This window comes from Microbacterium gubbeenense DSM 15944, from assembly GCF_000422745.1.
In the GTDB taxonomy this organism is placed as follows: domain Bacteria; phylum Actinomycetota; class Actinomycetes; order Actinomycetales; family Microbacteriaceae; genus Microbacterium; species Microbacterium gubbeenense.
This window is the reverse complement of the sequence record NZ_KE383914.1, coordinates 198842-222422: the sequence shown is the minus strand read 5'-3', so window position 1 is coordinate 222422 and position 23581 is coordinate 198842. Positions and strand designations below refer to the sequence as shown.

At 69.7% G+C, this 23581-nt stretch carries 16 protein-coding genes; 4 read left to right on the top strand and 12 right to left on the bottom strand.

The genetic code is table 11. From position 1 onward, the window contains the following. Positions 1-18: 18 nt before the first annotated feature. From G510_RS0114380 to pheA, 5 genes are all read right to left on the bottom strand, one after another. Positions 19-1266: a CHAT domain-containing protein gene (locus G510_RS0114380; protein WP_036323611.1), complete on the bottom strand. Its 1248-nt coding sequence runs from the start codon at positions 1264-1266 to the stop codon at positions 19-21. After that, positions 1260-2711, bottom strand: a complete 1452-nt coding sequence (locus G510_RS0114375; protein WP_029154176.1) for a tetratricopeptide repeat protein — start codon at positions 2709-2711, stop codon at positions 1260-1262. Before G510_RS0114375 ends, G510_RS0114380 begins: the two co-directional genes overlap by 7 nt. Next, positions 2701-3777, bottom strand: coding sequence for a hypothetical protein (locus tag G510_RS0114370; RefSeq protein WP_029154175.1), 1077 nt, complete (start codon positions 3775-3777; stop codon positions 2701-2703). The genes G510_RS0114375 and G510_RS0114370 overlap by 11 nt, the downstream gene beginning before the upstream one ends. Then, positions 3774-4952: a hypothetical protein gene (locus G510_RS17225; RefSeq protein ID WP_157560722.1), complete on the bottom strand. Its 1179-nt coding sequence runs from the start codon at positions 4950-4952 to the stop codon at positions 3774-3776. Before G510_RS17225 ends, G510_RS0114370 begins: the two co-directional genes overlap by 4 nt. A gap of 147 nt (positions 4953-5099) precedes the next feature. Beyond that, positions 5100-6050 (bottom strand): prephenate dehydratase, encoded by a 951-nt coding sequence (gene pheA, locus G510_RS0114360; protein ID WP_029154174.1) that lies wholly within the window; start codon positions 6048-6050, stop codon positions 5100-5102. Between the two features lie 136 nt (positions 6051-6186). Between pheA and pgm the strand changes: the two genes are divergently transcribed. Then, entirely contained in the window at positions 6187-7830 is a 1644-nt protein-coding gene (gene pgm, locus G510_RS0114355) for a phosphoglucomutase (alpha-D-glucose-1,6-bisphosphate-dependent) (protein ID WP_029154173.1), read from the top strand. Positions 7831-7926: 96 nt separating this feature from the next. On the opposite strand, the gene G510_RS0114350 is transcribed toward pgm, so the two are convergent. The 6 genes from G510_RS0114350 to G510_RS0114325 all read right to left on the bottom strand — a co-directional run bounded on the left by G510_RS0114350 (position 7927) and on the right by G510_RS0114325 (position 17046). Continuing rightward, on the bottom strand, positions 7927-9084 hold the full coding sequence (locus G510_RS0114350; protein WP_029154172.1) for an AI-2E family transporter: 1158 nt from the start codon (positions 9082-9084) through the stop codon (positions 7927-7929). Positions 9085-9227: 143 nt separating this feature from the next. Beyond that, positions 9228-12674: an LPXTG cell wall anchor domain-containing protein gene (locus G510_RS0114345; protein WP_157560720.1), complete on the bottom strand. Its 3447-nt coding sequence runs from the start codon at positions 12672-12674 to the stop codon at positions 9228-9230. A gap of 63 nt (positions 12675-12737) precedes the next feature. Continuing rightward, complete coding sequence (locus G510_RS0114340; RefSeq protein ID WP_029154170.1) at positions 12738-13817, bottom strand: glycoside hydrolase family 130 protein; 1080 nt, start codon at positions 13815-13817, stop codon at positions 12738-12740. A 43-nt stretch (positions 13818-13860) separates the two neighbouring features. Further along, positions 13861-14682, bottom strand: coding sequence for a carbohydrate ABC transporter permease (locus tag G510_RS0114335; RefSeq protein WP_036323721.1), 822 nt, complete (start codon positions 14680-14682; stop codon positions 13861-13863). Between the two features lie 86 nt (positions 14683-14768). Further along, positions 14769-15719, bottom strand: coding sequence for a carbohydrate ABC transporter permease (locus tag G510_RS0114330; protein ID WP_029154168.1), 951 nt, complete (start codon positions 15717-15719; stop codon positions 14769-14771). Positions 15720-15738: 19 nt separating this feature from the next. Continuing rightward, the gene (locus G510_RS0114325; RefSeq protein ID WP_029154167.1) at positions 15739-17046 is read right to left on the bottom strand and encodes an ABC transporter substrate-binding protein; all 1308 of its coding nucleotides are present in this window, start codon (positions 17044-17046) and stop codon (positions 15739-15741) included. A gap of 200 nt (positions 17047-17246) precedes the next feature. On the opposite strand from G510_RS0114325, the gene G510_RS0114320 reads away from it, so the two are divergent. The 3 genes from G510_RS0114320 to G510_RS0114310 all read left to right on the top strand — a co-directional run bounded on the left by G510_RS0114320 (position 17247) and on the right by G510_RS0114310 (position 21146). Beyond that, positions 17247-18305 (top strand): LacI family DNA-binding transcriptional regulator, encoded by a 1059-nt coding sequence (locus G510_RS0114320; RefSeq protein WP_051216804.1) that lies wholly within the window; start codon positions 17247-17249, stop codon positions 18303-18305. 190 nt (positions 18306-18495) lie between these two features. After that, positions 18496-20094, top strand: a complete 1599-nt coding sequence (locus G510_RS0114315) for a glycoside hydrolase family 13 protein (protein WP_036323605.1) — start codon at positions 18496-18498, stop codon at positions 20092-20094. Positions 20095-20147: 53 nt separating this feature from the next. Then, complete coding sequence (locus G510_RS0114310; RefSeq protein WP_029154164.1) at positions 20148-21146, top strand: LacI family DNA-binding transcriptional regulator; 999 nt, start codon at positions 20148-20150, stop codon at positions 21144-21146. Here G510_RS0114310 and G510_RS17220 read toward each other — a convergent pair. Further along, on the bottom strand, positions 21139-23427 hold the full coding sequence (locus G510_RS17220; RefSeq protein WP_211219210.1) for a beta-galactosidase: 2289 nt from the start codon (positions 23425-23427) through the stop codon (positions 21139-21141). The two genes, G510_RS0114310 and G510_RS17220, sit on opposite strands and share 8 nt — an antisense overlap. Between the last annotated feature and the right edge of the window lie 154 nt (positions 23428-23581).

Below are 23581 nucleotides of genomic sequence, written 5' to 3'. Positions count from 1 at the left end.
AAGCGCTTACCTCGCAGTCTACGACACGGTCGTCGTCAGCGCGCCCCAGATCAGCGGCGAGTGCGCCGCGTCGCCCGTGCGCTCCCACAGGTCGGCCTGGCCGCGCTGCCACGCGCCGAGCGCCGCCACCGGATCCGCCTGCTCCTGCGCGTCGTTGACCGCCGCGACCATGCTGGCGAAGGTCGAGAACGGCGCTGACGACTCGGTCGCCGATGCGCTGAGGCCCGATGCCTGGAGCCATTCGAGCCCGACGTCGGTCGGCAGGCTCCACCGTGCGCTCGTGACCCATCGCGCCCCGCGCATCGCGACCGCAGAGACGAGCCCGGTCGGATCCGCGAACGTCGCTTCCCTGCCGGATCCGCACGCGATCAGCGCGACGCGCGCCGGCACGATCCACCCGTCGTCGAACGCGATGTCGGCCGCCGTCAGCGGGCGGTGCTGACCGGCGATCACCTCGGCGCGCCCCGCGCCTTCCGGACCATCCGTGAGGTGCAGCCGCGTATCGAGGCCGTATCCGCCGCCCGTGACATGACCGACATAGAGCAGCCGGCCCGCCTCGCCGAGCGCGTCGCGCAGCTGCGCACGCGAGAGGTGCGGCCGCACGGATCCGCGGAGCCGGTCGCCCAGCGTCGCGAGCGATTCTTCGACGATCGGCTCGTGCTCGCGCAGCACCGATCCGAGCCCGGGGATTCTGCCCGGCACGACGGGGTTCACGGCCGCGACCACGGATCCGTTCGGCCGGTCCGGCGAGGCCGCCCGACGGCGCGAGTTGCGCACGCTCGCCGGAAGCAGGGCCGACACGTCGCCGTTGTGCACCATGCGCTCGCCCTCGTCGACGCGCAGCGCCTGCCACGGCACGGCGCCGAGCGCGCGCGACGGCTGGATCCGGACGTGCGGCCACATACCGGCCTCGAGGAAGTGGTTGAGCTCGACGCCGAGCATCCCGGGGATCAGGCTTCCCGACAGCGCCCACGACAGCTGCTTCTCCCGCTCGAGATCACCCCACACCAGCCACGCGCGGCGGAGGGCGTCGTCGGCGCTCTCGCCCTGTTGCGGCGTCGGGATCGCGGGGGCGAACGCCGCCATGGCGCCCGCGAGCTGGGCGGGCTGGATGCCCCAGATCCGGGGCTTGTCGAGCGCGTGCTCCCAGCGCCACGTCACCCACACGCCACCGTCGTTCGTGTCGACGTACTTCACCTGGACCGTCGGGCGGGCCTCGCCGATATCGCTCACCTCGTCGAGGCGCGGCATATCCATCGTCACCATGCGTCGACCGCCTCGCTCGTGCGCACGGGGATGTCGTATCGCTCTGACGCAGCATCGATCGCCCACCAGATCGCGCCGGGTTCGCCCGGCAGCGAGCGCACACGCGGCGGCGGATCCAGCTGGGCACCATCGTCTGACGTGGCCGGATCGAGCGAGGCGTTCGCGGCGATGTGCTCGAGGAGGTCGACGATCTCATCGGCCCGCCCCAGAGCGGTCAGCGCCTGGAGCGCGGAGTCGGCGACCGGCAGCGCCATCTCGCGCGTCCACCGCTCGCGGATCTCGCCCGGCGGCATGCGGAACCGCACAGCGTCGGCCGCGAACGCCGCCGGCACCGCGATCGACGCGGACAGGGCGAAGGCCTCGTCGCGGCCTTTGTCGTCTCCGGCCGTTCCCCGCACGACGCCGACGTTGAACGCGTGCACCGTGCGGTTCACGTCGACGCGGATCAGGTCGAGCCGCTCGCCCGACAGCTCGGCGCGCACGTCGTCGAGGGCACCGAGCGCCTCGTCATGCCGCCCCGCATCGGCCAGCGACATCGCCAGCACCGTGTGGGCCTCGAGGTATCCGACGCTCTCGCCGTACTCCCTCGTGAGCGCGACCGCCTCGTGCGCCAGCTCGATGGCACCCGCGAGGTCGCCGCGCTGGCGGGCCACGTCGGCCCGTCCGACGGCCGCGCCCGACGCGGAGCGCAGATCCCCCGCCTCGCGGTAGCCGTCGTCGGCCTGCGCGAGGTAGCGCTCGGCCGCCTCGACGTCGCCCCGCTCGAGCGCTGCCGACGCACGGTGCCGGGCGGTCTCCGCGCGATCGGCGGGACGCGCATCCTGCGTGTGCTGGATCGCCTCCGCCGCATCGAGCTGCGCGTCGCCGTCCCCGCCCGTCAGCCGGCGGATCATCGACAGCCGCTGCAGGGCCGTCGGCACGAGTCGGGGCTCGTGCTCGGACGCGAGGGCGACGGCCTCGTTGGCTGCGTGCTCGGATTCGTCGAACCGGCCCTCGATCTGCAGCGCCCACTGCTTCGCCAACAGCAGGTGGGTCTGCGCCTCGAACCACTGCGGGTGATCCGAGGAGTTCTCGAGCTGCGAGGCGAGGAAGAACGTGTCGAGGGCGGCGCCGGCGTCCCCCGCGTGCATCTCGAGCTCGCCCCGCGTGAGCAGCAGCATCAGGCCCTCGTAGGCGATTCGGGGATCGCCGATGAGCGTGGCCTGCTTCGCGGCCTTCATGCCCGCCGCGATGTGCGAGAAGGCGGCGTCGATGTCGCCGCCGTCCTGCGCGGCGCGGGCGAGCGTGTAGTGCATGTTCGCGACGACGACGTGGGTGCGGGGGCGGCGCCACCACTTGTTCGCGAATGCGAGGATCCGTTCGGCGTGCGGCGCCGCCGCGGTGTAGCCGCCTCGCTCATACGCCGCGATGTACGCGGCGTACTCGGCGTCGAAGTCAAAGGCCATCCGCGATCCTCCTCAGGGCATCGGGGTCGACGCCCTCGACGGGAACGAAGTCCGCGGCGTGCAGCGTTGCCGTACGCCGGGCGGGCGGCAGCGCGATGAGCCCCGCCGGCGCCGCGGCCGTGCCGAACCAGACATCCCCCGCGCGGGCGAGCGGGACCTCGGTTCCGGCGATGTCTGCGTGGAGATCGACCTCGGGCGGCCGTGCGTTCGCGAACAGTGGGGCGGCGGCGACCGTGACCTCGATTGCCATCGTCATCGTGACGCGCCATTCGATCAGCCCGAAGGGATCGACCACGTGCTGCGGCACCGATCCGGGGTCGACGGGGGCTGATCCTTCGAGGAGCGCGGCGGTCGCGGCGGTTCCCGATGCGGCGAGCGCGTAGTCGGTTCTGGTCGGGGCCGGGGCCGCCGTCAGGTCGATGCCGTGGTCGCCGGCGATGTCTCTCGCCGTTGCCAGGACGGCTCGTCTCGGATGCTGGTCGTTCGGCACGAGGCTCGCCAGTCGCGCCGCATCGCGGGGGCCGAGGTCGGTCTCGTCGAGCGACCCGAGGTCGCCGATTCGCGCCGCGAGCCGGGTCGCCGCGCGCCCGACCGCGTCGTCGTCGTCGCTCGCACCGTCGAGAGCTGCCAGAGCCAGCACGCGTTCGGCCTCGATCAGGCGGGGGTCGAGCGGCGGGATTCCGGCCGTGTGCGACGCGGGCCACCAGGCCTCGCGCCAGTCGGCGAGCGCCGCCGCGCGCGCGTAGGGCTCGAGCGGCCCGGTTCTGTCGGAGAGCTCCGTGGGGTCGATTCGGTTCTGTCGGAGATCCGAGCCGCGCGGCGCCGATTCGGGCTGTTCCGGCCCGGATGTCCGACCGATCCCGAGCGCCTCGCCCGACGCCTCCGACAGAACCGTGGTCGCGACGCTCGGCCACACGGCGTGGAGCCACCCGGCGGCGCGCGCGGCGTCCCAGATCTCCGCCCCGGGGGCGCCCGTCTCGGCATGCCACCACAGGGTCGCGCCTGCTCCCTCGAACACCGCGGCCAGCCAGGCGGGCGGGCGGGGCGCACCGATCTGGATGCTCATGCCGCCCGCCCCATCTGCGCCTTCGCCGCGTCTCGCCGGTCGAGGATCACGGACCTCGTCGCACCGTCGATCAGATCCCAGGCCTCCGTCGCGTCGACCGGCACCTGGCGCAGCTCGCGCCCCTGCAGGCGTGCCCACAGCCGCCGGATCATCGCTTCACGCGCGCCCGCTCGCGGGTCCGCGGCGCCGGGTGTGCGCAGGGCGTGGCGCACGAACGCTTCCCGCCGCCACCGCTCGTCGAGCCGGACGGCGGCCGCCCCGGCCCCGGCGGTCGCGGCCAGGGCGGACGCCATCACGACGCGGCCCGGTTCATCTGCCAGCTGCCACGGCTGCGCCGAGCGGTGCGCCTCGCTCGCCACGAGCTCGGAGAGCCCCGTTGTTCCCGAGATGTCGAGGCCCGAGACCTGTTGGAACAATCGCTCGAGCAGCGACCGGTCGAACGGCGCGGGCAGCGCCGACTTGGAGGCGGTCGCGCCGACCTCGGGGCGATTCGGCACGTCGAGGTCGCTCAGGCCGGCTGCTCGCGCCTCGCCTGCCGAGCGAAGCGCCGCGCCGCTCGCGGAGCCCCGGAGAGCCGAAACGGCATCGTCGAACTCGTCGAATCCGCGCCCGCTCGCGAGCGCGTCGACAACGGCAGCACTCACGGTCTCGCCCTCATCCCCCGTCATCGCGCCCTCCCACGCATCATCGATCTGCTGGCGCACACGGTCGGCGACCGCCGGCGTCGTCAGATACTCGCGCAGATCGGCGGCGGTCACCCGACCGGAATCGTGCACGTCATCGAGCGCCGCATCGACCACGGCCTGCGCATCGTCTCGAGCCAGCCCCTCGGTGCGCGCGAGCTCGAACGCCTTCTGGAAGTACAGATCCTGCGGGCTGCCCGCCGTGATGCCGCGCTCGCGGCGCCTCTTCTTCATGAGCGCGAACCAGCCGCCGGTCGCGACGAGGTCGTCGGCGGCCGCGGTGATTCTCAGCCGAAGCTCGGCAGCCTGTTCGTACGTCAGCAGCGCGTGGCCGAGGTGAGGGCGCTGCGCGGGTCTGATGACGAGCGGATCCAGCACGAGCTTGATCGTTCGCGCGAGCGGCAGCCCCGCGGCGTTGCTGAGCGACCTCACGCCGTCTCCCAGCTCGCGCCACGCGTCCGCGATCACCCTGCTCCTCGGCGTGTCCGTCACGCCGTCAGCTTATCCAGCCGCCAGGGCATCCTCCGGGCGTTCGTGGATGCGTCGTCCGAATCCGAAAAGTCCCATGATCTCGCCCTTCGTCGGTATGGCTGGTCGATCAGAGGCTAAGCGCGCGGCGCGGCGCTCCCGATCACGGGTTCAGTCGTCGATGCCCGACAGCAGCCCGCGCAGCCAGTCGCGCGCGTCGGCGAAGCTGGCGTCCGTGTAGCGGTCGCCGTGCGCGACGGTCACACGATCCGCGCGCGGGTACGAGCCGAGGTACATCACGTGCGGGCTGAACCGCTTGAGTCCCATGAGCGCGTCGGCCATGCGCTCATCCTCGATGTGCCCGTCGGCGTCGATGACGAAGCGATAGCGGCCGAGCCGGTCGCCGATCGGGCGCGACTGGATCAGGCTCAGGTTGATGCCTCGCGTCGCGAACTGCTCGAGCAGATCCACGAGCCCGCCCGGGGCCTCGCGCGGAAGCTCGACGATGAGCGAGGTCTTGTCGGCGCCCGTGCGCTCGGGCGGTGCGACCGTGCGCGTGACGAGCACGAAGCGCGTGACGGCGTCGGGGTTGTCGCCGATGTTCTCGGCCAGCACCTCGACGTCGTAGTGGTCGACGACGCCGGGCGCCGCGATCGCTGCGTGCGCGGGCAGGGATCCGTCGAGCACGCCGATCGCGCTGGCCACGTTGCTGCCGGCGACGACGAGGCTGTGGCCCGGGATGAACTCTCCCAGCCAGTCGAGGCACTGCGCGTACGCCACCGGGTGCGCGGCGATGCCCGTGACGTCCGCGAGCGAGGATCCGCGGGGGCCGACGACGACGAACGCCACCGGCACGAGGTACTCGCCCACGATGCGCAGGCCGGGGGTGTTCGCGAGGGCGTCCTGCGCGCTCGAGACGCCGCCCTCGACGGTGTTCTCGATCGCGATCATGGCGCCGTGGCTCTCGCCCGACTGCACGTCCGCCAGCGCCTGCGCCACGTTCGAGACCGGCTTCCACACCTGTCCGCGCGCCTCGTCGACCTGCGCGAGCGCCGCCTCCGTAAAGGTGCCCGCGGGCCCGAGATAGCTGTAGGTGCGGGGTGCGGCGGACTCGTGGCTCATGCCTCCAGATTACGCGGCTGCACAACTACGGCAGATCGCACATATTCGGCGCTACCGAGCGCTGATTCCGAGCATCGGTTCACAATGTGCCGTCGTACTGCTCGAAGAGTCGCGCCGACGCTGGCAGAATTAGGTCATGAGCAGCCGCGCAGGACTTCCCGCAGAGCCCCAGGATCTCGTCGACATCGATGCACTGATCTCGGCGTACTACGATCGCCACCCGGATCCGGCGGTTCCCGCCGAGCGCGTGGCGTTCGGCACGAGCGGGCACCGCGGATCCAGCCTCAGCGCCAGCTTCAACGAGAACCACATCCTCGCCACGACGCAGGCGATCGTCGAGTACCGAGAGCGCCAGGGGATCCGCGGACCGCTGTTCCTCGGGCGCGACACGCACGCGCTGTCGCTTCCGGCCGAGCACACCGCGATCGAGGTGCTGGTCGCGAACGGCGTCGACGTGCGCATCGACGCGCGCGACTCGTGGGTGCCGACTCCGGCGCTCAGCCACGCGATCCTCGCCCACAACGCCGGCAAGTCCGGCGATGACCCCTCGCGCGCTGACGGCGTCGTCGCCACCCCGAGCCACAACCCGCCGCGCGACGGCGGATTCAAGTACAACCCCCCGCACGGCGGGCCGGCCGACACCGATGCCACGAGCTGGATCGCCGACCGCGCGAACGAGCTGATGGCCGCGGGGCTCGAGGGCGTCAAGCGCGTGCGCCACGCCGACCTCGACGAAGACACGGTCGCGACCTACGACTTCCGGGCCGCGTACGTCGCCGATCTGACGAACGTGATCGACCTCGAGGCGATCAAGGACGCGGGCGTGCGCATCGGCGCGGATCCGCTCGGGGGCGCGTCCGTCGAGTACTGGCAGCTGATCGCCGATACTTACGGACTCGACCTCACCGTCGTGAATCCCGACGTGGATCCCACGTGGCGCTTCATGACGCTCGACTGGGACGAGAAGATCCGCATGGATCCGTCGTCGCCGTCCGCGATGGCGTCGCTCGTCGCCAAGCGCGACCAGTTCGACGTGCTCACGGGCAACGACGCCGACGCGGATCGGCACGGCATCGTCACGCCTGATGCGGGTCTGATGAACCCGAACCACTTCCTCGCGGTCGCGATCGACTACCTGTTCTCGCACCGCCCCGGCTGGAGCGAGGGCGCCGCCGTCGGCAAGACGCTCGTCTCGTCGATGGTGATCGACCGCGTGGTCGAGGCGCTCGGCCGCCGGCTCGTCGAGGTTCCGGTGGGCTTCAAGTGGTTCGTTCCCGGCCTGATCGACGGATCCGTCGCCTTCGGCGGCGAGGAATCCGCCGGCGCCTCGTTCCTCCGCCGCGACGGCGGCGTGTGGACGACCGACAAGGACGGCATCATCCTGTGCCTGCTGGCCGCCGAGATCATCGCGGTGACCGGCAAGACGCCGTCCGCGCGGTACGCCGAGCTCGAGGCCCAGTTCGGGGCGAGCACGTACCAGCGCGTCGATGCGCCGGCGACGCCCGAGCAGAAGGCGGCCCTGGGGTCGCTGTCGCCGTCTGACGTCTCCGCCGACACCCTCGCGGGGGATCCGATCACGGCGAAGCTGTCGCACGCGCCGGGCAACGGCGCGGCGATCGGCGGGCTCAAGGTGCAGACCGAGTTCGCGTGGTTCGCCGCACGCCCGAGCGGAACCGAGGACGTCTACAAGCTCTACGCCGAGAGCCTGAAGGGCGACGCCCACCTCGCCCAGGTGCAGGACGAGGCCCGAGCCATCGTCGCCGCGGTGCTGGGCGCATAACCCCCCCACCACCCCGACGAACCTTCATTTCTGGCACTTTTCTGCGTGCAAATGCACGCGGAAAAGTGCCAGAAATGAAGAATTAGGGCGCGGGGGTTATGCCCGGACCGGCTTCTTTCGTGCCCAGCGGGCCGGGAGGTTCTCGCCGTCCCAGACCTGGACGATACCCCACACCACCGCGGTGATCGGCACCGACAGGATCGCGCCGAGGATCGACGCCACCGACGTGCCGATGACCAGCGCGACGAGGATGACGAGGCTGTGCAGCTTCAGCGCGCGGCCCATGAGCACGGGCTGCAGGAAGTTGCCCTCGAGCTGGTTGACGACGACCACGATCGCGACGACGATGATCGCTGCGAGCAGTCCGTTGTCCATCCACCCGCCGTCGACGAGCGCGAGCAGCGCGGCGAGGATCCCGGCCAGCGTCGCACCCACGATCGGGATGAACGCCAGCAGGAACACCAGCAGCGTCAGCGGGAACGCCAGCGGGATGTCGAGGATGAACAGACCGAGCCCGATACCGATCGCATCGACCGCGGCGACCGCCGCCGTGCCGCGCACATAGGCGCCGAGCGTGTTCACGCTCTTCGTACCGATGCGCTCCATGCGGTCGAACCACTCGCCGCGGAAGGGGCGCAGCAGGAATCCCCAGATCACCGGCCCGTCCTTCAGGAAGAAGAACAGCACGACGACCATGAGCACGAGCCCGGTCACGAAGCTCGCGACGGCGCCCACGCCGGCGACCGCGCCGGACCCGATCGTGGATCCGATGCTCGATCCGCCGATGAAGTCCTGGATCGAGGCCCACCACTCGTCGATCTGGGCCTGGTTCTGCGCGAAGGGAAGCTGATTGACCCACTCGATCACCTGGTTCACGCCGGCGACAGCGCTGTCGTACAGGTCGGACCACTGCGACATCACCGCCCGCACCATCGTCCAGGCGACGCCGCCGATGACGACGACGATTCCGAGCAGCACAATCACTGTCGCGAGCACGGAGGGCATGCGCGCGCGCAACCACTTCATGACGGGCTCGAACGCCGACGCGAACACAATCGCGAGCAGCACCGGGATCACGACGACCGTCAGCGTGCGCAGACCCCAGATGACGCCCGCCGCGAGCACGACGACCGCGATAATCTGAACGGATCTGATGGCGAGCAGGCCAAGGCCATCACGCCACGGGCTTTGCACGGCGCGAACGGGCACGGGTGGTGCGATGGGACGCGGCGGCGCGGATCGACGACCGAACATAAGATTCCCCCTTCGTCAGTGTGCTCCCTATCCTGCCCGATCGAGTGCGCATTGCGTACGCATATCTGATTCGAGTCTGCCGGGCAGGAAGCTGGGCTCCTGGCCCAGCAGACTCGAAGGTGCCCTCGTCGGGCGGTATGCCGCTACTGGCGAACCGTGCGGCGGCGCAACAGGGCGACGCCCGCCCCCGCGAGCGCGAGGGCGATCAGCGCGGCGATCGTGGACCCTGTTCCCTCCGTGCCCGTCGCGGGAAGCGCCGCGGCGCCGTCTGACCCGCCGTCGGCGGACGCGTCGCCGGATCCTTCCGCACCCGTTCCCGATGCGTCGGCATCACCGTCGTCGCCGCCCTGGGCAGGGTCGGCTTCTTCACCCGGGCCGGCGCCTTGACCGGGATCCGTGTCTTCGCCCGGCTCCTCACCCTGGCCGGGGTCGGCTTCTTCTCCGGGCTCCTCGGGCTCGGCCTCGGCGACGCAGTCGTCGGCCCATGTCACGGTCTGCCCCTCGTCGATGTCGATCGCATCGCACGCGCCCGCGGCGGCGGGGCCGGAGAACCGGATGGTGCCTTCGTCGATGTCGACGTCGAGCGCCTCGCCCCCGTACGTGAGCCCCGACACTCCGCCCGTCGCGCCGGCGAGCCGCACGAACGTCGGGTCGCCCTCGTCGGTGCGCACGCCGTTCGCCATGAGCATGAAGTCGATGTAGTTCGACACGCCGAACAGCGAGGGGCGCACGCCGCGGGCGCCCACGGGATCGCCCGGCTCACCGGCCGCGTAGTACACCTCGGCGAACCAGCCGCTGCGCACCACATCGCGCATGAATGTGTTCACGAGCACCGTCGCGCGATCGCGCAGCACGGGCTCCGCGGATCCGTCGATCGGGTCCATGTCGAGCAGGCCATAGGTGATGAGCTGGATATCGGGCGCCTTGACCGCGAAGTCGCCGAGGCCGGCGAGCTGTGCGTTCTCGTCGTAGTCGTCCAAGAAGCGATCCATCGTCTGGACCTTCGACTCGTCCGCGAGCTGATCCATGACGAAAGCAGTCGACGTGTAGAACGAAAACCCGGGGCGCACCCACTGGCCGTCCTCATTGCGGAAGGGTTCGCCCTCAGTGTCGTCGGCGAACGGAACCTCCTCGCGTGAAGCATCGAGGTAGACCTTTTGCACGGTGTCCCACACTTTGCCATCCTGGTCGGCGCCCGTGGGGTAGAACCACTTGGAGTAGCTGTCGCTGATCTCCGAGATCAGTGCCTCGTACTCCGCGATGTCCTCGTCGTGCCCGAGTTTCTCTGCGATCTTGATCGCGAACTCGAGGTCGTAGGCGAGCGAGGTGACGAACTCGCTGTCGCGCTCGTCGAAGTGGTTGTTCTCGCCGAGAACCCAGCGCATGTTGTATCGCTCCCAGTTCAGGTGGAGGGCGAGCGGCTCGTAGATACTCTCGAGCTTCTCCTCGTCACCGGTCGCGGAATAGAGGATCCACGCGGTCTGCGCCTTTCGGGACGGGAGCGACTCGCCGCCGAGCTCGCCGAGCGCACCGTACTGAGTCTCAGTCGGCGCTGTCGCTTCCGGTCCGTCCTCGACGAGCGCCATCATGCCCTGGAACGACTCCCAGGCGTTCTCGGGATCCACGTGCACGAGCTGCTGCATGCCGAGCAGCGAGTCCCAGCTCGCGACATTCTTCGTGCCCGGCGTGCCGTTCATCCACATCGATGGCTTGCCCGTGCCGAGCTGGGCGAACGCGTTGCCCGTCTCGGGCGTCGCCGGCAGTACGTTCATCTCGAGATTGATCCACGCTGCGAACCAGAAGTGACGCATCTCGTCCTCGGTCACCCCGCCGTCCGCGACGCGTTGCACCGAGAGGTCGTCGACCAGCGGAACGCCGCCGAGGTAGTGGTTCCAGAACTCCTCCCAGGCGGCTCGTCCGCCCTCGGGATCCTGAGCCGCGATGAGCGCCCGGTCTCGCGAGGCGGCCGCCGCGTCCTCCGTCACCTCGGGAGCGTTCGGCGCGATACCCACGCCCACGGTCGACTCGCCCGTCGGCACCTCTGCCGCCCAGGCGCCGGCGCCCGCAAAGGGTTGTTCCTCGCCCGTCGTGGCCGACAGCTCGGCGACGGAGGCTCCGAAGCGCAGGTCGGTGTCGTCCGGCATCGCGATCGAGTAGGTGTGGAACTCGTCCACCACCGTGAGGAGTGCGGCCTCCGGATCCCACGACGCCACCCCTGTGAAGGATCCGGCGAGCGCGAGGCCGTCGGTCGTCGCGTCGATCGTGCGCGAGAATGCGTCCTCGCCGGAGAACGCATCGACGATGCCGACACTCCCGCCATCGGCATACTCGCCCGTCGATTCGAGCGCCTCGGGTGACCACCGGTTGTCGAACGACACCGCCTCCTCGAGCCAGTCACCGCCCGCGTGGAATGCGAGGGCCTCGAACGCCGTGTGTCCGCCGGCTCCGATGTGGAAGAGCTTCACGTAAAACGTCTGCTCGCCGCTCCACCCCGTGACCTCCGCGAGGTCGATCGTGGTGAGTCCCGTACGGGAGGTGTCATCCTGCAGCCCGATGTCGCTTCCGTCCGCGGTGCGAACCTTGACGGTCCATTCGTCCGAGGTCTCGGGGACGCGCACCGACAAGAACGGCGTCTTGTCGACATCGACCGTGACCTCCCGCTCGATCGCTCCGACGTTGTCGTCGCCGAGGCGGAGCGTCCCCTGCGCGCCGTCGGACGTGAGCATCGCCGACCTGCCGTTGCCGGCGGCCGGCTCCCAGCTCTCGGCATCCGCGAAGTCCTCGACGAGGGCGCTGTCATCGCCATCCCAGAGCTGTTCGGCGCCGTTGTCGAGCGACAGCGAGCGCACGTCGACGGATCCGGTGGTTCCCTCCGCGCTCACCGCGTAGATCTTGATCGTGAGCGTGCGCGGCCCGTGGTCCCACGCGTACGCCTCGGCAAGGTCGAACCTCGCCTGGCCCGCCTCCGCCGAGTCGGGCTGCAGGTCAGGGAGATCCTTGCCGTCCTCGTCCGCGATCTTCACGTTCCAGGACGTGTCTTCGCCGATGGCGGCGATATCGACCGTGAGGTAGCGCGTGTCGCTGACGTCGTCCACGTCGACGGTGCGGGCGATGTGCCCCCATTCGCGGTCGCTGTCGACCGTCACGCTCGTGATGCCGGCGTCGGACTCCGTGGTCACCCCGCTCGCGTCCCAGGCAGAAGCGTCGTCGAACGGATCCGCGAGCGCCTGACGGTATCCGGCTCCCTCCGGCCGCTCCCCCGAGACCGCGTACGTCTCGAGCAGGTTCCGCTGCTGCAGTGCCTCGTCGCTCGCGTAGTAGCCGAGGTGGAGGGGAAGGTTCGGCCCGGAAGTCTGATCGAGCTCGGTTCCCTCGCGATCCGTGTCGAACGGGTTGAGGACGATCCGCGAGTTCGGCACCGACAACCACCGCTGCTGGGTCGCGGTGTCGTCCGCGAGGTCCTCGGTCGTCGCAGAAGGCGCCTCGCCGGTGGCCGCCGCCGCGGGGGCGGCGGCCATGCAGGCCGTCGCGAGCCCCGCGACGACAACGCCGGCGCTTATGCGTCGGGCTGTGGGAAAGGTGTGTCTCATCGTTCTCCTCCGGTACCTCGTCGTAGGGGTGGAACCACAGCGCGTCGCCGCGCGGCGGGGTCCTCAGGGATCGGTCCGCGTCAGCTCCGCGACGCCGATCTTCGAATCGGCCATGCCGTAGAACACAAAGCGGCGACCGCCGATCTCCTCGATCGCCGTGGGGAACACCACGTTTCCGAGCGTGCCCGTGAGCTCGTCGCTCGTCTCGGGGACGAGGAGCGGCTCGGGCGTGCGCGCGAGCACACGGCGCGGATCCTCCGCGTCGAGCAGCAGTGCACCCGCCGTGTATCGCGCCCCGTGCGCGAGCTCGAAGCCCTTCGTGTCGGCGCCCGTCACACCGTGATGCAGGACCAGCCACCCCTCGGGCACGCGCAGGGGTGCCGGGCCGCCGCCGACCTTCGATTCCTCGAACGGATACTCGGACCCAGCGAGCAGGGACGAGTGCTCGACGACGACGAGCGCCGACGGGTCGTTCCGCGCGGCCTCGAGGTCTACGTACCCGATCCAGATCGCGGGACGGTCGTCGTCGATACCCGCGGGGGTCGGGGCGCCTTCTCCCGGGCGCAGCCAGTCCAGGTCCCACATGGGGCGATGGAGAATCGCGAGCGCAAGTCGCCCGTCGGGTCCCGCGACGGCCTCCGGGAAGAAAACGATGTCCTTGTTCGGAAAGAGGTTCAGGTCGGTGTCGAGCTCGGGCTGATATGCGAAGCGCACGGGCCCGAGCCGGCGCCACGTGACGGTGTCGTCGGAGACGGCGAGCGCGGGCTTCGGGCCCAGCGGACCATAGGCGATATAGGTCATAACATGCAGGCCGAGCGGCTCGACGAACGTGATCCGCGGATCCTCGACCCCCGCGTTGCGCGCCCCGTGCTCCCACCCCTCGTCGGGCGAGAGTACAACGCCAAGACGTTCGACGCCCACGGGCTCGCCGTTCTCGATGACGACACGGGCGCGGCCGACGCGCGAGACGTTGCCGTCCGCGACAAGCCGCGGGAAGAGATAGAGCTCACCATCGGCCCCCCACGCGGTCGCAGGGTTCAGCACGCCCTCCTTCTCGAGAGGGTTGCCCTCCTCGGGCACCATGATCGTCGAGAGGCGACGAAGCGCGTAGGGCACGGCGGCAGCGGTATGGGTCGGGTTCACGAATGTTGTCCTTGGATCGAGCAGGTGGGAAGAAGCACGAGGATCAGCCTTTGATGGCGGATCCGAGGTTGGCGGAGGTGAAGTGGCGCTGGAACAGCAGGAAAAGGACGACCGCCGGGATCGCGAGCACGCAGGCACCGGCGAGGACCGCGCCCATCGGGTTGTCCTGGAAGGTCGAGTTCGCCTGCGAGAAGTTCGCGAGCGCGACCGCAAGAGGCTGCATCGAGGCGTCCTTCGTCACGAGGAACGGCCAGAGGAACTCGTTCCAGGGGCCGATGAACGTCACGAGCATCGCCGTGAGAATCGCGGGGCGCACAAGCGGGACGGCGATCGAGCGCAGGATCCGCAGCTCGCTCGCGCCATCGATGCGGGCCGCGTCGAAGACGTCGCGGGGGATCTGCAGGAAGTACTGCCGGAAGATGAGGACCGCAACCGAGTTGACCGCGAACGGCAGAATCATTCCCACGTAGGTGTCCGCGAGGCCGAAGTATCGCACGACCATGACGTACAGAGGCACCATCAGGAGTTGGAACGGAATCGCCTGCACAAGCAGGACGAGCGCAAAGACGATGCCCTGTCCGCGGAACTGCAGGACCGACAGCGCATAGCCGACGAGCAGCCCGAACACGAGCGTGCATCCGAGGACGCCCGCTGTCATGATGAGCGAGCTCGTGAGCGCCTGCAGCAGGTTGAGGGACTCGTTGACGCCGATGAGGTTACTCAGGGTGAGGTTCCCCGGCAGCGGGAGCAGCCCCAGGAAGCTCGTGTCGCGCTCCTTCTGCAGCGCGCCGATGACCATGTAGTAGAACGGCAGAAGCGACAGGATCGCACCGATGCCCAGCATTGCGAACCGCAGAGCCGCCATCACCCGAGACCCGCGGCGTGCGCGCGTGCGCGCCTGCGCCCGCGTCGTCGCCTTCTCGGTCGGGTGGACGAGAGATGTGGTCTCACTCATGACTTCTTCCCTTCCGTCAGGCGCCGGGACAGGAGCGAGATCACCATGACGACGATGACGAGGATCATGCCGATCGCCGCAGCGATATCGGGCTGACCCTGCTGGATGCCCTTCTGATAGACGAGCAGCGCGGGCGTCATCGACGCGCCGTTCGGCCCACCGCCCGTGAGCAGGTACGGCTCCGTGAAGATCTGCCCGGTCGTGATGATCGACAGCAGCACCACGAGCGACGTGACGGGTCGCACAGCGGGGAGCGTGACTGCGCGAAAACGCTGCCAGGGCCCGGCGCCGTCCATCTCGGCCGCCTCATGCAGCTCCCCCGGCACGTTCTGCAGCGCGGCCAGGTAGAGCAGGATGAAGAACCCGAGGTTCTTCCACGTGACGTACACGGCGATGAGCGGCATGATCATCCCTTGATTCGCGAGCCAGGTCGGATCCGGTGCGAGGGAGCCGAGCAGTTGGTTCACGACGCCCGGGCCGTTGAACATGAAGATCCACACCGTGAGCGTCGCGACGGAGGCCGTGACGTAGGGGATGTAGTACGAGACGCGGAAGAAGCCCTTCCAGTGCACGACGGCATCGAGCCCCAACGCGAAGACCAAGGCAAGGACGACCGTCAGCGGCACGTTGATGACGAGGAACAGCCCCAGGTTCCCGAACGCCTGCCGCACCTGCGGATCGGCGAGGATCGTCGCGAAGTTCTCGAAGCCGACGAAGGGATGCTCGACCTGCACGCCCGGTGCCGTGAAGAAGAAGTCGTGAAACGACATCCAGATCCCGAAGCCGAACGGGATGAGGAAGACGACGACGACGAAGGCGATGTACGGGCTGCTCAGCAGCAGTCCGAGGGGGCTCTCGCCGAAGAACCGCTGCAAGCGGCGCCCGCGGCGCGGGGCGGCTGTGCGGCCTTCCCGCGGCGCGCGGCGCTCAGTCTCGAGGGTGCTCATGTGCGGATCGTCCTCAATGTCAGCCCGAAATGCCATCGATGGTCGCGGCGGCCTCCTCGAAGGCGGTCGCGAGATCACCGGATCCCGACTGCACGTTCTCGCTCCACGCATCGCGGAACACCTGCATCTTCTCGGCGACCCCGTCGACGGTCGGCACGTCCACGGCGAGCGGGACCGCCGTCGAGAACGGCTCGAAGAAGGGCTCCTCTGCGAGGTAGTCGGCAGCGAGCTCGGCGGCGTCGTCGCGGGTCGGGAACTGGCCCGTCTCCTCGAGCAGGGCGAGGTCGTTCTCGTCGTTCGTCGCGAACTTCAGGAAGTCCCACGCCGTCTGCTGGTTGGTGCAGGAGCTGTACAGGCCGATGTTCTTGGAGTCGGCGAACGTCGCCGTCTCGTCCGCGGGCGTGCCCGCCGCTGTCGGCAAGGGAACAACGCCATGGTCAACCTTGCCGTCGAACTGCGCCTTGCCCCACGGTCCCGCGACGCCCATCGCGGCCACGCCATCCGCGAACGGTCCGGCCCACATGTCGCCGCTGTACGCCTCGGCCGACGCGTATCCCTCGGCGTAGAGCGTCTGCCAGAACTCGAGCGTCTCGAGACCCGCGTCGCTCGTGAACGTCGAGGCGTCGTCCTCGATGATCTGAGTGCCTCCGGAGTTAGCGAGGAAGAACGGGTAGAAGTCGAAGTTGATGTTCGTGTAGTCGGCAGTCGCGGGCGGATAGAGCGCGTAGTCGGCGGCGCCCGATTCCGAGATGGCCTCCGCGGCGGCGAGCACGTCGTCGTAGGTCTCGAGCTGCGGATCCTCGGCATCGAGACCGGCCTCGGCGAAGACGTCCTTGTTGTAGTACAGCATGAAGGGGTTGGTCTTCCACGGCAGCTGGTAGAGATCGCCGTCGGTGCTGCGGAACCCATCGGCGGCCTCGCCTGAGCGCTCCGTGATGAACTGCTCCGCGTCATCGAACGTCTGCGACAGGTTGACGAGCCCGCCCTGCTTCTGGAACGCGGGAACGGCGGCCGGTGCAGTGTTGAACACGAGGCACGGAGTGTTGCCGGCGGTGATCGAAGCGGCGATCACGTCCTCCGACGAGCTGCCCGCGGGGATCGCCTGCGCCGTCACCTCCTCGTCGGGGTGCTCGGCGTTCCAGGCCTCGACCACTTTCTCACCCCAGGCGATCTCCTGCTCGTTCGTCGAGTACCAGATCTCGATCGGACCGCTCGCGGACGCTCCGCCCTGGTCGCCGCCCTCGTCGCCGCTCGCACCGCAGGACGCGAGCGGCAGGGCCAACAGCCCCAGTGCTGCGACCGATGCGATCTGTGTGTGACGCCTCATTGTGTCGTCCTCCTTCTCGGGCACCTCTGCCCACGGTGGTGAATGCACCGAGCGGATCCCACGATCGGGACCGCCGGCTCACCCATTATTAAACCGGTTGATCCGCAGCGTGTCAACGAGATCGCGTTTTTGCGCCATATCGCCTATTTTTAGCCACTACGTGTACTAAACTTTCGCTAAACCTACGCTAGACTCGGGTCATGACCAATGATGTTTCCTCCCCTGGTGGCACGCCACAGGCGGCAACCGGGCGGCGCCCGACAATCGGCGATGTCGCAGAGCGGGCGGGCGTATCCAAGAGCGCAGTCTCGTTCGTGTTCAACGACCGTCCGGGAGTGAGCGTCGTCGTACGCGAGCGGATTCTCCGCGCTGCCGACGACCTCGGCTGGCGCCCGAGCGCCCGGGCGCGCGCTCTCTCGCAGAGCCGCAGCCAGACGATGGGGCTCGTCATCCGCCGTGCGCCTGAACTGCTCAGCACCGATCCGTTCTTCCCGCAGTTCGTCGCGGGCGTCGAGACGGGGCTGTCCGCGCGCGGATACGCGCTGCTGCTGCAGGTCGTGGCGGACGACGCGGCCGAGGCGGCCGCCTACGAGCGGTTCGCGCGCGAGTCGCGGGTGGAGGGCGTATTCCTCACGGATATGCGCGTCGCCGACGACCGCCCTGAGCGGCTGCACGAGCTCGGCCTGGCGGCTGTGATCGTCGCGCCTCCCGTGGAAGGCATCACGGCGGTCGGCATGGATGACGGCGTGGGCATCCGCCGCGCCGTCCACCACCTCGCAGCGCTCGGCCACCGGCGGATCGGGCACGTGGCCGGACCGAGCGCCTACGTGCACTCGGGGCTTCGACAGCAGGCCTGGCAGAACTCGCTCGCCGAGCTGGGACTCCCCCTGGGGCCGGTCGCCGCATCGGATTTCACAGGCGCCGGCGGGACGCGAGCCACGCACGAGCTCCTCGACCTTCCCGAGCGCCCCACCGCCATCGTCTACGCCAACGATCTGATGGCGATCGCGGGCGTGGCCGCCGCGACGAGCCGGGGACTGCGCGTGCCCGAGGATCTCTCGGTCGTCGGATTCGACGATGTGCCCCTCGCCCCGTTCGTCGCACCATCCCTGACGACGGTGAAGCAGGACGTCGTGACATGGGGCGCCGCCGCAGCCGAGTCGCTCGTCGCGATGGTCGAGCACCGCGAGGCCGCCGTCGTCAACCTACCCGACGTCGAGTTCATCGTGCGCGGGAGCACCGCGAGCGCGCCAGTGTAGAGGGATCCCGAATCGGCATAGCACGGATTCGATACGAGCTTCGTGAGCTCGACCGCGAGCGTCTGCACGTCGGAATCGATCAGCACGACCGAGGCGACAACGAGGTTCGATAAAGGAATTCATCACGCAAGACGGTTTCCGTTGTTGCAAGCGTTTCCAACTTGGGGCACGATCCCCTACGCTTCTGAGCATGACGAACGAATGGTGGCGCTCCGCCGTGATCTATCAGGTCTACCCGCGCTCCTTCGCGGACGCGTCCGGAGACGGCGTCGGCGACCTCGCAGGGATCACCTCGCGGCTCGACCATCTGCGCGACCTCGGCATCGACGTCGTGTGGCTCTCGCCGTTCATGACCTCGCCGCAGAAGGACGCCGGATACGACGTCAGTGACTACCGCGACGTGGATCCGCTGTTCGGCACGCTCGACGACTTCGACGCGCTGATCGCCCGCGCGCACGGGCTCGACCTGCGCGTGATCGTCGACCTCGTGCCGAACCACTCCTCCGACCAGCACCCCTGGTTCCAGGAGGCGCTCGCCTCAGAGCCCGGATCCGCCGCCCGCGGCCGGTACATGTTCCGCGAGGGCGACGGCGATCAGCCGCCGAACAACTGGCAGTCGGTGTTCGGCGGTCCGGCGTGGACCCGCGTCGCCGATGGCCAGTGGTACCTGCACCTGTTCGACGCTTCGCAACCCGACTTCGACTGGTCGAACGACGAGGTCCGGGCCGACTTCCGCACCACCCTGCGCTTCTGGCTCGACCGCGGCGCCGATGGGTTCCGCGTCGACGTCGCACACGGGCTCGTGAAGGCCGACGGCCTGCCCGACTACACCCCGCCGGAGGACGCCGATTCGATGGGCGGCGCCGAGCCCGTGCCGTACTGGGGCCAGGACGGCGTGCACGACGTCTACCGCGAGTGGCACGCCGTGCTCGGCGAGTACGAGGGCGACCGCGTGCTGTGCGCCGAGGCCTGGATGCCGACGGTCGGCGAGATCGCGAAGTGGGTGCGCCCGGACGAGATGCACCAGGCCTTCAACTTCTCGTACCTCATGAGCGAGTGGGACGCGGACGGCCTGCGCGGCGTCATCGACGATTCGCTCGCCGCGTTCGGCGCCGTCGGCGCCCCGTCGACCTGGGTGCTGTCGAACCACGATGTGATCCGGCACGCCACGCGCCTCGCGCTCGGCGACGAATCGCCCCAGGGCCACGGCATCGGCCCGACGTCGTTGGGGATCCCCGACACCGCGTTCGCGCTCCGGCGCGGGAACGCCGCGACCGCCGTCATGCTGGCGCTGCCCGGATCGGCGTACATCTACCAGGGCGAGGAGCTCGGACTGCCCGAGGTCATCGATATCCCGGACGACGCGCGCCAGGATCCCACGTGGTTCCGCACGAACGGCGAGCGGTACGGCCGCGACGGCTGTCGCGTGCCGATCCCGTGGTCGGCCGCTTCCCCGGCCTTCGGGTTCAGCGAAACGGGCGCGTCGTGGCTGCCGCAGCCCGATTCCTGGGCCGCGTACGCCCGCGACGCGCAGGCCGGCATCGACGGTTCGACGCTCGAGCTGTACCGCGCGCTGCTGCGGCTGCGCCGCGAGCGAGGCCTCGGTAAGGGAGGTCTCGAGTGGCTCGAGTCGCCCGCCGGGACTCTGTCGTTCCGCAACGGCGACGTGACGGTGCTGGCGAACGTGTCGGCGGATCCGGTGGACCTGCCGGCCGGCCGGGTGCTGGCCGCCTCCGGCCCGCTGCCGGACGGCCGACTGCCCTCCGACACCACCGTCTGGGTCGGCTGACCCGCCCCCTACCGGGGCGAACGTGCGGCGACGGCGGGTGAGAGGATGGGCGCGTGAACATCGCCGAGGTCGCGAGCGCCGCGGGCGTGTCGAATGCGACCGTGTCTCGGGCTCTGTCGGGGCGCGGATCCGTTTCTCCCCGCACCCGCGAGCGCGTCATCGCCGCCGCGCGGGACCTCGGCTACGTCGTCTCGCAGGCGGCCTCGACCCTCGCGTCCGGGCGCAACCGAAACGTCGGAGTCGTGCTGCCGTTCCTCGACCGGTGGTTCTTCACGCAGGTGCTGGCGGGAGCACAGCAGCAGCTGATGGCCTCGGGCTACGACGTCACCCTCTACAACCTCGAGGGCGACGGCACCGAGCGCCGCGAGGTGTTCGAGACATTCCTGCTGCGCCAGCGCGTGGATGCCGTGATCACGGTGTCGCTCGAGCTCGACGAGCCCGAGGTCTCGCGGCTGCACGCGCTCGGCAAACCGATCGTGGGCGTCGGCGGGCCGATCCCGGGGATCCGCACGCTGCAGATCGACGACGACCAGGCCGCGCGACTCGCCACCGAGCACCTCATCGCGCTCGGCCACACGTCTCTCGCGCACATCGGCGGCGACGAGGCGAGCGACGCCGACTTCCACCTGCCGATCAAGCGGCGGCGCGGGTTCGTCTCGGCGGCTGAGGCGGCGGGCATCACGGCGCCGCGGATCGTCGACGCCGACTTCACGATGGCGGGCGGTTACCGCGCGGCGAAGCAGCTGTTGGGCGCGCCCGACCGACCCACCGCGCTCTTCGCGGCCAGCGACGAGATGGCCTTCGGCGCGATCCTCGCCGCGCGCGACCTGGGGCTCGAGGTGCCGCGCGACGTGTCGATCATCGGCCTCGACGGCCACGACATGGCGGAGTTCTTCGGGCTCACCACGATCGCGCAGTACCCGCGGCACCAAGGGGCAACGGCGGTCGACCTCCTGATGTCCGAGCTCGAGGACGCCCCGCCGCCGCCCGCCGCGGACATCCCGTACGAGCTCATCGTCCGGGATTCCACGACGCGACCGCGCCCTACGTGAACACGCGCGTCGACGCGGCCGTCACGACCGCCGATCGGATCTCGAGGATCGACTGATCCGACGCAGGCCGCACGCGAGAGTCCACGTACACCCCCGTGTGCGGCGCCCACGCGAACGCCCGGATCGTGAGCGGCTCGTCCGCGAGCGCGTCCCGGTAGGGCTGCAGGTCGATCTCGAGCGGGCGGCCGTACCAGAACTGGTCGGCGATGAGCTGGTCCCCGATGTGCACGCGCATGACGTCGCCCCGCCAATCCAGCGCGAGCACCGTGGACTCCTCGCCGAACGCCTCGCGCGGAACGGCGAGCGAGAGGGTGGCCGCCTCGGAGAAGTCGGTCGGGGCAGACAGGCGACCCGCGGATCCGCCGTGCCGGAGGGGCGCCGCAGGTCGCGACGCGAACGCGGGCGCGTCGAGCGCCGTGAGGTGCGCGCCCGCCGGCACCGCGTGCCGCGAGAACACGCTCCCCTCTCCCGGCCGCATCTCGGTGTGCCGCAGCGGCGGCCAGACGTCGATGGATGATTCGCGGTCGCCGAGCACGGCGCGGAATCCGCCCTCGAACCACCCGCTTCCGGGCCAGAGCACGACCGAGTCGCGCCCGTCGATCTCGCCGCGCCACACGGATTCGGCGGTCGCCTGGTCGAGGATCACGAGCGTCGTGCCTGCGATCTCGACCTCGCAGCCGATGCCGGGCGCCGAATCGGGGCGCAGGATCAGCGTCTCCCCGCGGGCCTCGATACTCGCCCCCGCGACGTCGTCCGCGCGCACTTTCTCGACCTGGATCTCGACGCCGATTCCGGTGGTCGCGGCGAGCAGCACGACCGGGCCGCGCGGGCCGTCGAACTGCGTGATGAGCTGGGCGGTCGCCGTGACGGCGGCCAGCGTGCCGAGCCGCTGCCGCAGCGGCCAGGCGAAATAGGCGCCCGACGGCAGCGTCACGGGTTCCGCGGGGACCCTCACGCGGGATCCTTCGAGCTCGACGTCGAACTGCACGCCGTCGATGCCCGGAAGCGCCGCGATCGCGGGTTGATGGTTGTTCGCGAAGAGGAAGCCCCGCTGACCGTCGGACCGCACGGCCCAGCGCGGACCGCCCTCACGCGGATCCGGGATCGTCGTCGTCGCGCCGGCGATCTGCGCCCCGAACGCGTCGAGCATCAGGTGCTGCTGCCGCAGCTTGTGGAAGTGCGGCCGCTGCGATCCGACCGTGCCGAGCGGCGCGAAGAAGTCGTAGTCGCGCACCGGCACGTCGTTCGGATATCCGGTCGCCTGCGATTCCTGCAGCGACGACGCCCGCCCGTCGACCTGCAGTCCCCCGTGGTACATGTAGTAGCCCTGCCACGACGATCCGCTGCCGACCTTCGCCAGCGCGAGAGACGCGACGTCGTCGGGGTCGACGAGCGGCCGGCGGTGATACGCGACCGCCATGCCGCCGCCGAGCTCGCAGGTGACGAACGGCCACGGATCGTCCGCGCCGAGCGCGCCGTCGGATGAGGCCTCCGAGCTGCGCAGATCGGCGCCGACCGTCAAGTCGTCCCGCACCGTGCTGTAGGAGAAGTGCGCGGCCCCGAAGTCGGGCCACCCGGTCGTCGATTCCTCCCAGAACCCATCGGGGTACCCGGCGTAGACGGGCAGCACCCGGCCGGGCGGCAGCTCGGCGCCGCCCCATCCGGTCGCGGTCCACAGGCTCGCGCGCATGCCGACGGACTCGGCGAGATCTCGCAGCGTTGCCAGGTGCGGCCCGTTGTCGTACAGCTCGTTGTCGACCTGGATGCCGACGATCGGCCCCGCCGGGTTCTCCGGGGTGTGGAACAGGCCCCTCACCTGCTCCTCGATCGCGCGGTACCAGCGCTCGACATGGGCGAGATACGCCGGATCGTTCGAGCGGTGCGTGATCGGAAGCTCCTGCAGCCAGTCGGGGAAACCGCCGTTGCGCGATTCGCCATGCGCCCACGGGCCGATCCGCAGCATGACCTTCAGGCCCGCCCGATCCGCGAGCTCGACGAATCGGCGCACGTCGCGGTGCCCGTCCCATCGGATCTCGCCCTCGACGTCCTCGTGCGCGTTCCAGATCAGGTAGGTCGCGAGCACCGTGACGCCGCCGGAGCGCATCTTGCGCAGTTCGCGCTCCCACCGCTCGGGCCGGTCGCGGCAGAAATGGTATTCGCCCATGACGGGGATCCACGGCCGCCCGTCGACCGTCACGTATCGGGTCGTGACGCGGATCGAGTGGACGGCGTCAGCTGCGTCGCCCATCTCGAGCGGCGCCGCAGCGACAGGGGGCGGCACGGACGCACGGATGACGTTCTGAACTGGTGACGTCTGGGAGATGGTCTTGCCTTCCTTCGGCTGTTCGCCACTGAGTACCTCTCCCATTGTTCAGCACCGATCGGTCGCGGGCGTCGCGTATCGCTCCCATTCGCAAAGATCACGATTCGGCAAC

Coding starts and splice junctions, on each gene's coding strand:
- G510_RS0114345 (WP_157560720.1), bottom strand. CDS start 12,674: ATGAGACACACCTTTCCCACAGCCCGACGCATAAGCGCCGGCGTTGTC.
- G510_RS0114335 (WP_036323721.1), bottom strand. CDS start 14,682: ATGGCGGCTCTGCGGTTCGCAATGCTGGGCATCGGTGCGATCCTGTCG.
- G510_RS0114320 (WP_051216804.1), top strand. CDS start 17,247: ATGACCAATGATGTTTCCTCCCCTGGTGGCACGCCACAGGCGGCAACC.
- pgm (WP_029154173.1), top strand. CDS start 6,187: ATGAGCAGCCGCGCAGGACTTCCCGCAGAGCCCCAGGATCTCGTCGAC.
- G510_RS0114325 (WP_029154167.1), bottom strand. CDS start 17,046: ATGAGGCGTCACACACAGATCGCATCGGTCGCAGCACTGGGGCTGTTG.
- G510_RS0114370 (WP_029154175.1), bottom strand. CDS start 3,777: ATGAGCATCCAGATCGGTGCGCCCCGCCCGCCCGCCTGGCTGGCCGCG.
- G510_RS0114350 (WP_029154172.1), bottom strand. CDS start 9,084: ATGTTCGGTCGTCGATCCGCGCCGCCGCGTCCCATCGCACCACCCGTG.
- G510_RS0114315 (WP_036323605.1), top strand. CDS start 18,496: ATGACGAACGAATGGTGGCGCTCCGCCGTGATCTATCAGGTCTACCCG.
- G510_RS0114375 (WP_029154176.1), bottom strand. CDS start 2,711: ATGGCCTTTGACTTCGACGCCGAGTACGCCGCGTACATCGCGGCGTAT.
- pheA (WP_029154174.1), bottom strand. CDS start 6,050: ATGAGCCACGAGTCCGCCGCACCCCGCACCTACAGCTATCTCGGGCCC.
- G510_RS0114330 (WP_029154168.1), bottom strand. CDS start 15,719: ATGAGCACCCTCGAGACTGAGCGCCGCGCGCCGCGGGAAGGCCGCACA.
- G510_RS0114380 (WP_036323611.1), bottom strand. CDS start 1,266: ATGGTGACGATGGATATGCCGCGCCTCGACGAGGTGAGCGATATCGGC.